This is a genomic window from Microbacterium testaceum StLB037, assembly GCF_008763945.1.
GTDB classification, from domain to species: Bacteria; Actinomycetota; Actinomycetes; order Actinomycetales; family Microbacteriaceae; genus Microbacterium; species Microbacterium testaceum_G.
In genome coordinates this window covers 407,170-421,350 of the sequence record NZ_VTQH01000003.1, presented here as the reverse complement: position 1 = coordinate 421,350, position 14,181 = coordinate 407,170, and the positions used below count along the sequence as shown (strand labels likewise).

Genomic DNA, 14,181 nt, shown 5'->3' with positions numbered 1-14,181 from the left:
TACTCCTTCTTCTTGTGGTGGGTCGGGGGCGCCGTTCACGGCAGCGAGGTCGAGCGCAGGACACCCAGCACGGCCGGGACGACGGCGATGAGCAGGAAGGCCGGCAGAGTGCAGACCCCGATCGGCACGAGCAATCGGGTCGAGAGTCTCGCGGCGGCCACCCGACCGGCGGTCCGCGCCCGATAGCGCGCGATCCAGGCGTCTCCGCGCAACAATTCGGCGGCGGGTACGCCCGCGCGCGTCGCCAGCTCGAGGGTGCCCGTCACCGCGGCCCCTCCGGCCGAGGCGACGTCGAGTTCGCCGATGAGAGCGTTCGCCCTGTCGACGGACACCCCCGCCGACAGGGCGACGGCCCAGAGCTCCGCCTCGAGCCCGGGGATCTCGGGCGAGGGGCGCGCGCGGCGCGTCAGGCCTCTCATCCAGACGCGGGCTGCGCCCATCAGGACGATCCCGGACCCGAAGCAGATCCGGCCGAGCGGATCGTGGAGGAGGACGCCGACCACGTCGATGCCGAGGAGTCCCGTGAGCGGGATGCCAGCCAGCGGTAGCCAGGCGAGCAGCCGGGCGGTGGCCGCTGGCTCGGCGAGCGCGACCCGTACGTCGGCGGACACGTCGGCCGCCTCCCGGAGGGAACCCACGACCGAGCGGAGGGCGTCGGACAGGGGCGCTCCGGCACCGACGGCCACGCTCCAGATCGCGGCGACCCCGTGCCAGGACTCGCCGGCCGCTCTCAGGACGACCCCCACGTCGTCACCGCGGGCAGCCGCCTCCGCCGCCGCGGTCAGCGTCGGGTCGCCGCCGTCGGCGAGATAGTTCCAGGCAAGGGCCGGCGCGGTTCCGCCGGACAGCAGGACGGCCAGCCGGAGGACCGTCTCGATCGGGTCGGCCCCCTGCGCGCGACGCTGAACGGAGTCGCGGAGCGCGGAAGGGCGGAGCACCGCAGCGGTGGTCACGTCCACTTCTCCTGCTCGATGCGGAGGCGTCCCGCTCGCAGCACCGGTCGCCCCCACCCGGTGACCCGGCGTCGACCGGCGACCCTCTCGACGTGGACCACCGCACCGATGGCCCCGACGCTCTGCCGCGCGCAGGTCTCGGCATCCATCCCCGCGAGCGCCCCCAGGGCTTCGAGCCGGGTCGCGACGTCGATGAGGCTGCTCGCGTGCAGGGTTCCCGCTCCGCCGTCGTGCCCGGTGTTGAGCGCCATGAGCAGATCGCGCACCTCCTCGCCGCGACACTCGCCCAGCACCAGCCGGTCGGGGCGCATCCGCAGGGCCTCCCGCAGCAGGCGGGCGAGCGGGATGCCGCCCACCCCCTCGATATTGGGCTGGCGCGCCTCGAGGGCGACGTGATGGGGATGATCCGGTCGCAGCTCCGCGACCTCCTCGATCGTGACGATCCGCTCGCTCGGGGGCACGCGTGACAGCAGCGCGGTGAGCAAGGTGGTCTTACCCGCACCGGTCGCCCCGGCGATCAGGACGTTCTCGCGATGGTCCACGAGACTCTCGAGGCGCTCCCGCTGCCGGGCGGTGAACATCCCGGCGCGCTGCAGGGCGGCGAGGTCGGGGCCGTCGAACTTCGGCACCCGGACGGAGATGGTCGTGCCGGTCGCCGCGACGGGTGCCAGCACCGCGTGCACGCGCACGCCCGCGTCGAGCCGGACGTCGACGCACGGTGAGGCGTCGTCGAGGTGCCGCCCGCCCAGCGCGATGAGCCGCACTGCGAGCCGGCGGACCTCCGCCTCGCTCGCCCGCCACGAGGGCACGTGTTCGACCCCGTCTCCTCGATCGACGAACAGCCCCCGCTCCCCGTTGACGAAGAGATCGGTGACGAGGGGGTCGTCGAGGAAGGGACGCAGGAATGCCATCGCCGGATCGGGCGCCTCGATCGCGAGGGCGTCGGAGCCGCGGGGGGTCGGGGCGAGGGAGGTCACGACGACGACCGTAGGCACCCACCGGCGGCGACCGAGGGCCACTCGGAGCGTTCGGTGAAAACCTCGCCGGTATTCGCCCCTGTGGAGGAACGTCACGGCGTCGACGGCGGGTCGAACCCGCTCCCGGGCCGGAGGCGGCCGGAAAAAGAAGGGGGCGGCATCCCTACAGTGGGGGGCGAGGGATGCCGCCGCGCGCCGGGGAAAAATTGGGGGGCTCCCCCCGACGCGAATGCCGGAAGCGATGTTCGGGCGCTAGCTAGAGTACGCGTGCAGGTGAGCCCGACCAACTCAACGGACCCATTCACGGCGATATATCACCTGTTTCCCACCCGCCGAGATCGCGTTCGACGGGATCCCACCTATCGGAGGTGGCCGGTGTCGGAGGCGGTCGCTAGCGTGACCGTGACGAGGACGCCGTGCGCAGGAGCGCGGGTCCGTGAACGCGAAGGAGCGCCGCGATGAGCAGCCAGATCGACCACCTCCTCAACGAGACCCGCCGGTTCGCGCCGTCGGCGGACTTCACCGCGCAGGCCGTCGCCCACCGGGACCTTTACAAGCGCGCCGCGGCGGACCGTGAGGGTTTCTGGGCCGAGCAGGCCCGTGAGCTGCACTGGCATACCCCGTTCACCCAGGTGCTCGACTGGTCGAACCCGCCGTTCGCGGAGTGGTTCGCCGACGGAGAGCTCAACGTCGCGTACAACTGCCTCGACCGCCACGTCGAAGCGGGCAACGGCGACCGCATCGCGCTGCGCTGGGAGGGCGAGCCCGGCGACCAGCGCGACGTCACCTACGCCGAGCTGACCGACGAGGTGAAGCGTCTCGCGAACGTCCTCACCGAGCTCGGCGTCGAACGCGGCGACCGCGTCGCGCTGTACCTGCCGATGATCCCCGAGGCGATCGCCTCGATGCTCGCCGTCGCGCGCATCGGCGCCGTGCACTCCGTCGTCTTCGGCGGGTTCTCGGCCGACAGCCTGCGTGCGCGCATCGACGACGCCGGCGCGAAGCTCGTCATCACCGCCGACGGGGGATGGCGCAAGGGCAAGGTCTCGCCCCTGAAGCCCGCTGTCGACCAGGCTCTCGCCGATCGCAACGGCTCCGGGGAGCAGGAGACCGTGGAGCACGTGCTCGTCATCAAGCGCGGCGGCAACGAGGTCGACTGGACCGACGGCCGCGACCTCTGGTGGCACGACGTGGTTCCGGCCGCCTCGGCGCAGCACGAGGCCGAAGCGTTCCCCGCCGAGACCCCGCTGTTCATCCTCTACACCTCGGGGACCACGGGGAAGCCGAAGGGCATCCTGCACACCTCGGGCGGCTACCTGACGCAGGCGGCGTTCACGAACCGGGTCGTTCACGACGTGCACCCCGAAACGGACGTGTACTGGTGCACCGCCGACATCGGGTGGATCACCGGTCACACCTACGTCACCTACGGCCCGCTGGCCAACGGCGCCACCCAGCTGCTCTACGAGGGCACCCCCGACACCCCCCACCCGGGCCGGTGGTGGGAGCTCATCGAGAAGCACGGCGTGACGGTCTTCTACACGGCCCCCACCGCCATCCGCTCGTTCATGAAGATCGGGCGGGACGTGCCCCAGAAGTTCGATCTCTCCTCGCTCCGCGTCCTCGGCTCGGTGGGCGAGCCCATCAACCCCGAGGCGTGGATCTGGTACCGCGAGATCATCGGTGCCGATCAGACCCCCATCGTCGACACGTGGTGGCAGACCGAGACCGGCGCCATCATGATCTCGGCCCTTCCGGGGGTCACCGAGACCAAGCCCGGATCCGCCCAGGTCCCGATCCCGGGCATCTCGATCGCCGTCGTCGACGAGCAGGGCGAACCGGTCGGAAACGGTAGCGGCGGCCTTCTCGTCGTCACCGAGCCGTGGCCCAGCATGCTGCGCGGCATCTGGGGCGACCCCGATCGCTACCGCGAGACGTACTGGGAGAAGTTCGCCGACAAGGGGTATTACTTCGCCGGCGACGGAGCCCGCCTCGACGACGACGGCGACGTCTGGCTGCTCGGCCGGGTCGACGACGTCATGAACGTCTCGGGCCACCGCCTGTCGACAGCCGAGATCGAGTCGGCGCTCGTCGGACACGAGGGAGTGGCCGAGGCCGCCGTCGTGGGCGCGAGCGACGAGACGACGGGTCAGGCCGTGGTCGCCTTCGTCATCATCAAGAGCCGATACCTCAAGGAGCACCCCGTCGAGGGCCTCGGCGACGAGCTGCGCACCTGGGTGGGTCAGCAGATCGGCCCGATCGCGCGTCCGCGCGATGTCTACATCGTCGGAGAGCTGCCCAAGACGCGTTCCGGCAAGATTATGCGTCGCCTCCTCCGCGACGTCGCCGAGGGCCGCGAGGTCGGAGACACCACCACCCTGGCCGACACCGCCGTGATGAGCGTCATCAGCGCGCAGGTGAAGTGAGAGCGGGGCGGATGCCGGGACCCCTGGCATCCGCCCCGCCATCCGTTGGAGCGGGTGCTCACCTCCGGGCCGGCCGCCGTCGTGCGACGAGCGCGTCGATGCGGGGCAGGAGCACCGCGCCCCCGGCTCGCACCGCGGGGTAGACCCCGGCCACCCAGAGCACGGATGCCAGAGCGTCACCGGCGTAGTGCACGCCGATCACCACGACCGACACCGACATCCCCACCACCAGGATCACCCCGACGACGATTCCGAGGGTGCGCCACCGCGTCGTCCAGAGCGCGCAGATCAGCACCGCGGCGAAGGATGCCGTGAACGCGACGTGACCGCTCGGGAACGACGGATCGGCCGTCGCACCGACGGCCTGCGTCATCGCCTCGGACATGCCCGGCCGTGGGCGCTCGACCACGAGCTTCGCCGCTTCGGCGAGACCCCACGTGACGGCCACCCCGCCGAAGAAGGCGAGGGCGACCCGTCGGCTGCGCGAGACCAGGCCCGCGGCGACCGTGGCGACGACCATGATGCCGGCGGCCGGCAGCGGTTTGAGGGAGCGGTAGAAGGCTTCCGCCACCTGGGTGAGGGCACTGAGGTGCAGGTGGTGCATCGCCTCCGAGAAGGCCACGTCGATGGGGACGAATCGCACGAGGAACCCCGCGGCGATGATCACGACGACGGTGGCGATCGCCACGCCGACATCACGCCTGAGGTGGGTGGCGGGGGCGAGCAGGGCGTTCGTGGGGGCCGAGGAACCGCGCGGCCCGGAGGAGGAGGTCACGGGGGCATCCTGCTCCCGTGCACTTCTGAATCAGCCGAGACAGCGCACGCCGGACGCATCGAAGGGGCGCCCCGATCGATCGGAGCGCCCCTTCGGTGTGCGGACGCCGGGATGCCGGCATCCGGTGTCGTCATCCGGCGACGGTGAAGACCACCTCGACCTCGACGGGGCTGTCCAGCGGCAGAACGGGCACGCCCACCGCCGAGCGCGCGTGGGCGCCGGCCTCGCCGAAGACCTCTCCGAGGAACTCGCTCGCGCCGTTGATGACGCCGGGCTGCCCGGTGAATTCGGGGACGGATGCCACGAAGCCGGTGAGCTTGAGCACGCCGGTAAGGTTGTCGACACCGCCGACGAGGGCGGCCGCCGCGGCGATCGCGTTCAGCGCGCACTGGCGGGCGTAGGTCTTCGCGTCAGCGGGGGTGACGAGGCCCTCGGTCTCGCCGACCTTGCCGGTCGCCGGGAGCGCGCCCTGGACCATGGGGAGCTGTCCCGAGGTGTAGACGAGGTCGCCGTGCCGCTTGGCGGGGATGTAAGAGGCGACGGGCGGGACGACCGCCGGAACTTCGACTCCGAGGGCGGCGAGGCGCTCGGAGACGCTCACTGCTGACCCTCGAACTGCTTGGCGGCGGTCTCGGCGGCACCGAGACCGGCGTTGGCCGCGCCCCCACCGGTGGGGCGCTTGAAGTAGGCGACGAGTCCGCCCTCGGGACCGGGCACCACCTGGACGAGCTCCCACCCCTGCTTGCCCCAGTTGTTGAGGATCGCCGCGGTGTTGTGGATCAGCAGGGGCGTGGTGAGGTACTCCCACGTGGTCATGACGGGCTCCCGGAAGTGGCTCGGAGCGCGCAGGGGTCGTGCGCGCGAGGGTGGACGCGTCCGCGCGCGAGCGCACGCCTTCGAGGCATCGCCCAGCAACGTCGCTTAGCATCAACCCTATGCCCGAGAACAAACGAACGGCTAGCGGTGCCCTCGGCGGCATCGTCGGCCTCGTCGGCCTGAGCGCGGTCGCCGGACTCCTGGTCACCGCCGCCGTGACGCCGGCCATCGCCGTCTCCGGTGCCGCTGCCTCCAGCGCCATCACGGTCTTCGACAACATGCCCAGCTACCTGAAGCCCGACGAGCTCATGCAGCCGACGACGCTGATGGCCGGAGACCGGGTGCTGGCGAAGTTCTACGACCAGAACCGCTCCCCCGTCACCTTCGACCAGGTCAACCCGGTCATGTATGACGCGATCCTGTCGTCGGAAGACCCGCGGTACTACCAGCACGGTGGCGTCGACCTCATCGGAACGACCCGCGCTCTGCTCAGCAACGCCTCGGGCGGCGAGACGCAGGGTGGCTCCTCGATCAGCCAGCAGTACGTCAAGAACGTGCTCGTGCAGCGCTGCGAGCGCGACGCGAAGGCCGTCGACGCCACCGAGACCACGGCGGCCGTGACGCGCGACGAGGCCCTGCAGCAGTGTGCGCTGCAGGCCGTGCAGTCCGACGGACCCGCGGGGTACCAGCGCAAGCTGCAGGAGATGCGCTACGCGATCCAACTCGAGAAGGAGTACACGAAGGACCAGATCCTTCTGGGCTACCTCAACATCGCCAACTTCGGCGGCGTGACCTACGGCATCGACGCCGCGGCCAAGCGCTACTTCAACGTCTCGGCATCCGAGTTGAACATCGGCCAGGCGGCCGTGCTGGCGGGCATGGTGCAGAACCCGAACCGTTTCCGCATCGACCGCCCGGAGGGGTCGATCATCGACGCCGACGGCACCGCCTACAACAAGCAGGCCGACGGCTCGATCGACGACGTCGACCAGGGCACGATCCAGGCGCTGTACACGCTGCGCGACAACGGCGAGATCACGCAGGACCAGCTCGTCGCGGCCGCAGACGGCTACAGCGAGACGAAGGGTCGTCAGCTCTACGTGCTGAGCCGCATGGAGGCCGACGGGAAGATCACGCACGAGCAGTACGTCCAGTACGCCGTGGAGCCGATCACGCCCAATCTCTCCGAGACCGAGCAGGGCTGCGGTTCGTCGGACGCGCCGTACTTCTGCCAGTACGTCGTCTCGACCATCCTGAACGACCCGGCGTTCGGAGCCGACACCGACGACCGCGTGCGCGCCCTGCGTCAGGACGGCCTGACCATTCAGACGACGCTCGACTGGCGCATGCAGGATGCCGCTCAGAGCTCGATGAACGACAACACCCCGCAGAGCTACGACGGAATGAAGTTCGGTTCCACAGCGGTGAGCCTCGAGGCGAAGACCGGTCGCATCCTGGCGATCGCCCAGAACACCAAGTTCACACAGGACCCCGCGTTGGCCGAGTCCGACCCGTCGTACAACTCGATCGTCTTCGCCGGTGACTCCACGAACGGCGGCTCGATCGGATTCAGCGTCGGCTCGACGTTCAAGCTCTTCACGCTGGTGGATTGGCTCGAGAAGGGCCACTCGCTCAACGAGACCCTGAACGGCCGCCTGCAGCCTGTGCCGAACATGACCAACTCCTGCTACGGCAACTGGGTCAACCCGGGCGGCGTGCGGATCCAGAACTTCGCGAACAACCCCGGCTACGTCGGGACTCCGATGATGTTCACGCGCGATTCGTTGAACACGGGCTACCTCGCGATGGCCGCAGAGCTCGACCTCTGCGACGTCTCGAAGGTCGTCAAGAAGCTCGGGGTGCAGACGGGCGACGGCAAAGAGATCACGATGCAGAACGCCAACGAGGTCATCGGTAGCGACAACGTCTCTCCGATCGCCATGGCCGGTGCTTTCGCGACGGTCGCGAACGGCGGCAGCCAGTGCCAGCCGAAGGTCATCGACAAGGTGACCACGGCGAGCGGCGAAGACCGACCGATCCCCGAGCGCACGTGCACGACGGCTCTCACCCCCGAGATCGCCGCGACGACGGCGTACGCCCTGCAGGGCGTCATGGCCAGCGGCGGAACGGGTCGGGCGGCGAACCCGCAGGACGGCACGCCCGTCATGGGTAAGACCGGTACCCACGAGGGTCACGAGACCTGGATGATCGAGTCGTCCACCAACGCCACCACCGCCGTGTGGGTCGGCAACTGGAACGGCGACGTCGATCTCTTCGGCAAGTACTACAACCGCACCCAGTTGAGCGACATCCGCTACACCCTGGCTCGTAACATCCAGAGCGCGGCGAACGAGTTCTACGGCGGCGACCGCTTCCCCGACCCGGTGTCGAACCTGCTGCGCACGCAGCAGCGCGACCTGCCGAACGTGGTCGGCCAGAGCATCGACGCGGCGACCTCGACCCTGCAGGGTGCGGGCTTCCGTGTGAGCGTCGGCGACCCGGTGGACTCCCCCTCCGGCCCCGACACGGTGGCCGCTCAGAACCCGAGCGGCGGGACGGCCCCCGCGGGTTCGGTCATCACGCTGAGCCCGGGTAACGGCCAGGGCGGCACCGTGCCGAACGTGGGCGGGCAGACGGTGCCCGCCGCCCAGGCGGCGCTGAACGCCGCGGGCTTCACCAACGTGACGATCGGCGGATGCCAGACCGAGCCCAACGCCCCGAACGAAGGGCAGGTGACGGCGACGAACCCCGCCGCCGGAACCGCGACGAACAAGAGCACCGCGATCGCTCTGTCCATCGTGGCCAAGAAGTGCGGCGCGTGACGCGCCCCCTCGTCACGGCCGCCCTCGCACCCCTCGGGGTTGCGGGGGCGGCCGCTGTCGGGGCGGCTGTGTGGGGAATGGGTATAGAGCGTTACCTCTTCACGGTGCGCTACCACGCGCTGCGTGTGCTCCCCAAGGGTGCGGAACCGATCCGCGTCCTGCACGTCTCCGACGCGCACATGGCCCCGTGGCAGCATCGCAAGCAGGAGTGGATGGCCCGCCTGACGGAGCTGTCGCCCGACCTCGTCGTGAACACGGGCGACAACCTCGGTCACCGCGACGGCCTCACCGGCATCCGCACGGCGTTCGCGCCCCTGCGCGGCATCCCCGGCCTGGTCGTGCACGGGTCGAACGACTACCAGGAGCCGGCGCCGCGCAACCCGCTGCGCTACTTCCTCGGCCCCTCCGGCCACCAGCCGGCGCACAAGCACCTCGATGTGGGAGCCCTCGACCGGTTCTTCACCGATGACCTCGGATGGCACATCCTCGACGACACCGCGGTGTCGGTCGAGGTCAAGGGTCTGCGGGTGACCGCGTTCGGCGTCAACGACGCCCACCGCAAGTGGGACCACCCCGAGCTGATCCCTCCCCTCCTGGAGCGACTGGATGCCGCCGACCTCACGCTCGGCGTGATGCACGCGCCGTACCGTCGAACGCTCGACACCTTCACGGACTTCGGCGCGGACGTCCTGCTGGCAGGCCACACGCACGGCGGACAGGTGCGCGTGCCCTTCCGGCGCGACGCTCTGGTGGCCAACTGCGACATCCCGCTCGATCAGGCCCGGGGCCTGAGCGAGTGGACCCACCAGGGTCGGACGGTTCCCCTGAACGTCAGCGCGGGGCTGGGGCATTCGATCTACGCCCCCGTGCGCTTCGCCTGCCGCCCGGAGGCGTCGCTGCTCACTCTGCTGCCGCGCTGAGACGCTCCTCCACAGCGCGCGAGAAGGCCGATCCGTTCACGGATCGGCCTTCGTCGTCTCCGCGGCGAGACGCCTGTCCCCCAGGATCGAGTTCCTCGAACGAAGGGACTCCCTCATGCACCGACCTCCGCTGTCCCGGCGACGTTTCGCCGCAGCGCTGACGCTGTCCGCTCTGCTCCTAGGCGCCGCCGTCGTCCCGGCCGCGCACGCCGCCGACCGGGGCACCGGCTTCGGCACGTGGGCTCCCCTGTCGCGCACCGGCTGGCACGGCTCGATGCGGGTGGGCGACGTCCACACCTACTGCATCCATCCTGGCCTGCCGGTCGCCACCGGCACGACGACCGACCACGGCGTCTCGAGCGACGTCAATGGTCTGAGCCCACAGCAGCTCGTGTCGATCAACTACCTCGTGGGAACGTACGGCCAGACCGACGACGCGGTCCAGGCGGCGAGCGTCGGCTGGGCGGTCAAGGCGATCGTCGATCGCGACACGACCCTGCACTCGTGGGGCTACGAGGGCGACGACCTGGCCGGAGCGATCGACTACATCATGCGGCGCGTGAGCCCCGAGAACAGCGGCGCCATCCAAACGCAGGCCGTGCGCTACCTCGCGGAGGCGGAGCAGGTGACGGTCCCCCGCGTCGGCGGGTCGCTCAGCCTCTCGACGCAGGAGGACGAGCCGACCCGAGGGACGGTGTCCGTCGACATCGACCCCTCGGCGACAGGGGTCCTGCGGCTCGAGAACGCGGTGTTCGCCGACACCGGTCTCGCCGAGCGCTCGGACGTGCGGGGGGCGTCGTCGTACGCGATCCTCGCCCCGGCGAGCGCTTCCGACGACGGTCGCCCCTACGTCGTGCGCGCGTCCGGCTCGTTCTCCGTCCGCTCCGCCGCGATCCGCTCCTACTCCACGCCCGATCAGCAGGAGTCCGCCGGACCCGCCGGCCCGACCGTCTTCGAGCTCGAAGCGACCGACGCCTCTGCGCGCATCGTGCAGTTCTCTCCGACGATCGAGACCTCCGCCCGAATCGACACGCGCGCCCGCTTCGTCGACAAGGTCACGATCTCAGCCGCCGAGGGCGTGTGGCCGCGCCGTAGCGACGGGTCGTTCGTCGTGGTCTCGGCTGTCGCGGACGTCTACCGCACGAGCGCGTTCCCCGCAGAGTCGTCGGAGATCCCGGCCAACCTCGTGCCGGTGACCCGTCTCGAGCTGACCACCGACCCGGCCGTCGGCGCCGGCGTCTACGAGACGATCACGGACACGCTCCCCGGGCCCGGCGTCTACACGGCCGTCTGGCGCATCGAGCGGAGCTCTCAGGACGCCGAATCGATCCCGTACCTCGTCCCGCGCTACGCCTGGACCGAGCGCTTCGCCACCCCCGCTCAGACGGAGCAACTCGCTTTCGCTCCCCCGTCCGCCGACCCGATCCCCAGCCCCACGACCACCCCGACCGCCGTCGCCGTCTCGACGCCGCCACCGAGCTTTCCGGCCGTCCCCGCGGCCCTGGCCCTCACGGGCGGACCCGCGACCCCCGCGATCGGCGTGGGCGGAGCGGCCGCTGTCATCGTGCTGGGCGTTCTCGCGTGGCGGGTCGCGCGACGGCGGTCGGCAGCCGCCACGGCTTGAGACCACCGGTGAGGGTGAGCGCGCTGGTTCACGCGGCGCGCTCACCCTCCCTCCCCCGATCGTCGAGGGAAATCCCCGCCGTGGTTCGGAGCACCACTTCCGGCAGGGTAGACTTTTCTAGTTGCAACGGGGTGTGGCGCAGCTTGGTAGCGCGCGTCGTTCGGGACGACGAGGCCGCAGGTTCAAATCCTGTCACCCCGACCACTGCATCATCAGGAAGGCCCTCCGCTCCGGCGGAGGGCCTTCCTGCTTCGGAGCCGGCGCCCAAGACCGTGTGTTCCGGCCGTCTCGTTCCCCGGCCCGGAAGCTTTGCGGGGCCGGGCGACGCCCCCCGGTAGAATCGGTGGGGTTCGCGGCATCTCGAGACGCCGCCGCCGCGCGCACGCGACACCTCCGTGCGACGACCTCTCACTGCTCAGGAGCACCGTGTCCGACGCCTCGCCCCGCCTCGTCGCCTTCGACCTCGACGACACTCTCGCCCCCTCGAAGTCGGCGATCGACCCGCGCATCGGCGATCTGCTGCTCGCCCTCGCCGAGAAGGTCGAGGTCGCGATCATCTCCGGCGGCCAGCTGCAGCAATTCCGCAGCCAGGTCGTCGAGCGTCTGCCCGAGGCAGCGCCCGAGCTGCTCGCGCACTTCCACCTGATGCCCACGTGCGGCACCCAGTACTACCGCCTCACTCCCGCCGGGGTCGAGACCATCTACGCCCACTCCCTCACCGACGACGAGAAGCAGCGCGCTCTCGCCGCCGTCCGCGAAGAGGCGGAGCGCCTCGGGCTGTGGGAAGCGGAGCCCTGGGGCGACATCCTCGAAGACCGCGGCTCGCAGATCACCTTCTCGGCGCTCGGGCAGTCCGCGCCCCTCGAGGCGAAGATGGCCTGGGACCCCACCGGTGAGAAGAAGAACAGCCTGCGCGAGGCCGTGGCCGCGCGCATACCCGACCTCGAGGTGCGCTCCGGCGGATCGACCTCGGTCGACATCACCCACCGCGGCATCGACAAGGCCTACGGCATGAACAAGCTCGTCGAGGCCACCGGCATCCCGCTCGACGACATGCTCTTCGTGGGCGACCGCCTCGACCCCGATGGCAACGACTACCCCGTGCTCGCGATGGGCGTCGAGTGCCAGGCCGTGCACGGCTGGGAGGACACCGCGGCGTTCCTCGAGAACCTCATCCCGACGCTCCCCGAGCGCTCCGCGAACTGACGCTGCGCGTCGGCTCCCGCAACGAGCGCGGGAGCCGGCGCCGTCTCAGAGGATCTGCCCGATCGGCTCGCGCTTCTCGGCCTGGAAGCGGTCCTCGGTCCGGCCATAGGCCCAATAGCCCGACAGCGAGACCTGCTCGCGCGACAGTCCCCACCGGCTGAAGACGAGATCGCGCACCCGCTTCATGGCCTCGCGCTCCCCGTGGGCGAACACGTGTCCCCGTCCGTCTCGCGGATGCCACGAGGCCACGGCATCCGTCAGGACGCTCGTCGCACCCGCCTCCGCCGAGCCGCGGTGCACCCAGGTGACCTCGATCCCCGCGGGCACGGTCAGCGCCAGCTGCTCGTCCGCGGCCTGCACCTCGAGGAACGCCGCGCCGACGGCATCCGGGGTCAGAGCCTCCAGGCCGGCGGCGATCGCGGGGATCGCCGACTCGTCGCCGATGAACAGGTGCCAGTCCGCGCTCGGGTCGGGCGCGTATCCGCCCCCGGGCGACGACACGACCAGTCGGTCGCCCGGCTGCGCACTCGCGGCCCATGGACCCGCGAGCCCCTCGTCGCCGTGCACGACGAAGTCGATCACGAGCTCGTCCCCCTCGACCGCGCGCACCGTGTACGTGCGGGTGACCGGGAGGTCCTCCGGAGCGAGCGTCTCGCGGAGCGCGGCCAGGTCGTAGGGCGGTTCCAGACCCAGCTCGGGCTTGGCGAAGGTGATCTTGACGTACTTGTCGGTGTGCGGGCTGTCGCGGAACGGCGACAGATCAGCGCCCCGGGCACGCACCCGGACGAGATGGGGCGTCAGCCGCTCCGTGTGCACGACGTGGAGCACGTGCTGCGGACGGGGCGGGCGGACGGGTCGATCGCTCATGGGATCCTCTCAATCGGCCGAGGAGCGCACAGCGGCTCGCGCCGCTTCGCCGACGGCGGACTCCGCCGCGTCGGACGGGCTCAACGCCCGCGCCACCTCGGTGTAGTAGTCGGTGATGTGCGCGCGCACGGCCTCGCGCGCCCCGTCGGCGTCGCCCGTCGAGACCGCGGCGACGATGCGACGATGCTCCGCGCGCAGACGGTCCGCCACGGCGGGCCACGTGTCGAGCCGGGCGGCGCCGGCGCGGGTGTACGCCTCGATCGAGCTGCGCAGACCCGCCATCATCGCCGAGACGACCGCGTTACCCGACACCTCGGACAGGGCCTGGTGGAACCGTGCGTCGAGAGCGAGGAAGTCCTCGGGCGCGAGGTCCTCGGCATCCATCGCATCGAGGATGCCGACCACCTCGGCGAGGTCGACGTCGTCTTGCGCCAACCGCTCGGCGACGTCGCACTCGAGCACGATGCGCGTGCGCACCACGTCGGTCAGGGGAAAGCCGTTCGCGGCCACCTGCAGCCGCAGGAAGGCCGCCAGTCCGCCCCGGGGGGTCGTGACGATCATCGCTCCGGCCGTGGGACCGGAACCGGTGGCCGTGCGTACGACCCCGAGCACCTCGAGCACCCGCACCGCTTCGCGGACGCTGGAGCGACCGACCCCGAGCTGAGACGCGAGCTCGCGCTCCGGGGTCAGCCGGTCGCCGGGGGCCAGACGCCCCTCACGCAGGTCGCCCTCGATGCGCTCGAGGACCACCTGCCAGGCACGGGGCGCGGTGTTCGTCATGGCATCCCCCGTCCG

Annotated in this window: 12 protein-coding genes and 1 tRNA gene; 6 read left to right on the top strand and 7 right to left on the bottom strand. The window is 70.7% G+C overall.

Annotated features, from left to right (window positions below):
• Window positions 1-35: 35 nt before the first annotated feature.
• The gene (locus F9B98_RS14340) at window positions 36-953 is read right to left on the bottom strand and encodes a type II secretion system F family protein (protein ID WP_225310361.1); all 918 of its coding nucleotides are present in this window, start codon (window positions 951-953) and stop codon (window positions 36-38) included.
• Complete coding sequence (locus F9B98_RS14335) at window positions 950-1,864, bottom strand: TadA family conjugal transfer-associated ATPase (protein ID WP_150959101.1); 915 nt, start codon at window positions 1,862-1,864, stop codon at window positions 950-952. The genes F9B98_RS14340 and F9B98_RS14335 overlap by 4 nt, the downstream gene beginning before the upstream one ends.
• A gap of 524 nt (window positions 1,865-2,388) precedes the next feature.
• Here F9B98_RS14335 and acs point away from each other — a divergent pair.
• Complete coding sequence (acs, locus tag F9B98_RS14330; RefSeq protein WP_150958626.1) at window positions 2,389-4,356, top strand: acetate--CoA ligase; 1,968 nt, start codon at window positions 2,389-2,391, stop codon at window positions 4,354-4,356.
• Between the two features lie 58 nt (window positions 4,357-4,414).
• Here the strand turns inward: acs and F9B98_RS14325 are convergent, their stop codons facing one another.
• From F9B98_RS14325 to F9B98_RS14315, 3 genes are all read right to left on the bottom strand, one after another.
• On the bottom strand, window positions 4,415-5,131 hold the full coding sequence (locus F9B98_RS14325; RefSeq protein WP_150958625.1) for a phosphatase PAP2 family protein: 717 nt from the start codon (window positions 5,129-5,131) through the stop codon (window positions 4,415-4,417).
• A 130-nt stretch (window positions 5,132-5,261) separates the two neighbouring features.
• The gene (locus F9B98_RS14320) at window positions 5,262-5,732 is read right to left on the bottom strand and encodes a RidA family protein (protein WP_150958624.1); all 471 of its coding nucleotides are present in this window, start codon (window positions 5,730-5,732) and stop codon (window positions 5,262-5,264) included.
• Entirely contained in the window at window positions 5,729-5,947 is a 219-nt protein-coding gene (locus F9B98_RS14315; protein ID WP_150958623.1) for a DUF4177 domain-containing protein, read from the bottom strand. Before F9B98_RS14315 ends, F9B98_RS14320 begins: the two co-directional genes overlap by 4 nt.
• A gap of 119 nt (window positions 5,948-6,066) precedes the next feature.
• Here F9B98_RS14315 and F9B98_RS14310 point away from each other — a divergent pair, with 119 nt between their 5' ends.
• From F9B98_RS14310 to F9B98_RS14290, 5 genes are all read left to right on the top strand, one after another.
• Window positions 6,067-8,769 (top strand): transglycosylase domain-containing protein, encoded by a 2,703-nt coding sequence (locus F9B98_RS14310; protein WP_150958622.1) that lies wholly within the window; start codon window positions 6,067-6,069, stop codon window positions 8,767-8,769.
• Window positions 8,766-9,689 (top strand): metallophosphoesterase, encoded by a 924-nt coding sequence (locus F9B98_RS14305; RefSeq protein ID WP_150958621.1) that lies wholly within the window; start codon window positions 8,766-8,768, stop codon window positions 9,687-9,689. The genes F9B98_RS14310 and F9B98_RS14305 overlap by 4 nt, the downstream gene beginning before the upstream one ends.
• A gap of 115 nt (window positions 9,690-9,804) precedes the next feature.
• Complete coding sequence (locus F9B98_RS14300) at window positions 9,805-11,313, top strand: hypothetical protein (protein WP_150958620.1); 1,509 nt, start codon at window positions 9,805-9,807, stop codon at window positions 11,311-11,313.
• A gap of 127 nt (window positions 11,314-11,440) precedes the next feature.
• Window positions 11,441-11,517, top strand: a tRNA-Pro gene (locus F9B98_RS14295).
• 222 nt (window positions 11,518-11,739) lie between these two features.
• On the top strand, window positions 11,740-12,519 hold the full coding sequence (locus tag F9B98_RS14290) for an HAD-IIB family hydrolase (protein WP_150958619.1): 780 nt from the start codon (window positions 11,740-11,742) through the stop codon (window positions 12,517-12,519).
• Window positions 12,520-12,564: 45 nt separating this feature from the next.
• Here F9B98_RS14290 and F9B98_RS14285 read toward each other — a convergent pair whose 3' ends face one another.
• Together F9B98_RS14285 and F9B98_RS14280 are read right to left on the bottom strand one after the other, a co-directional pair.
• Complete coding sequence (locus tag F9B98_RS14285) at window positions 12,565-13,386, bottom strand: siderophore-interacting protein (RefSeq protein ID WP_150958617.1); 822 nt, start codon at window positions 13,384-13,386, stop codon at window positions 12,565-12,567.
• Window positions 13,387-13,395: 9 nt separating this feature from the next.
• Window positions 13,396-14,166, bottom strand: a complete 771-nt coding sequence (locus F9B98_RS14280) for a FadR/GntR family transcriptional regulator (RefSeq protein ID WP_150958615.1) — start codon at window positions 14,164-14,166, stop codon at window positions 13,396-13,398.
• Window positions 14,167-14,181 lie beyond the last annotated feature (15 nt).

Bases quoted from the DNA above. Each gene is read 5' to 3' on its own strand.
- F9B98_RS14335 (WP_150959101.1), bottom strand. From the start codon at position 1,864: ATGGCATTCCTGCGTCCCTTCCTCGACGACCCCCTCGTCACCGATCTC.
- F9B98_RS14315 (WP_150958623.1), bottom strand. From the start codon at position 5,947: ATGACCACGTGGGAGTACCTCACCACGCCCCTGCTGATCCACAACACC.
- acs (WP_150958626.1), top strand. From the start codon at position 2,389: ATGAGCAGCCAGATCGACCACCTCCTCAACGAGACCCGCCGGTTCGCG.
- F9B98_RS14310 (WP_150958622.1), top strand. From the start codon at position 6,067: ATGCCCGAGAACAAACGAACGGCTAGCGGTGCCCTCGGCGGCATCGTC.
- F9B98_RS14285 (WP_150958617.1), bottom strand. From the start codon at position 13,386: ATGAGCGATCGACCCGTCCGCCCGCCCCGTCCGCAGCACGTGCTCCAC.
- F9B98_RS14280 (WP_150958615.1), bottom strand. From the start codon at position 14,166: ATGACGAACACCGCGCCCCGTGCCTGGCAGGTGGTCCTCGAGCGCATC.
- F9B98_RS14300 (WP_150958620.1), top strand. From the start codon at position 9,805: ATGCACCGACCTCCGCTGTCCCGGCGACGTTTCGCCGCAGCGCTGACG.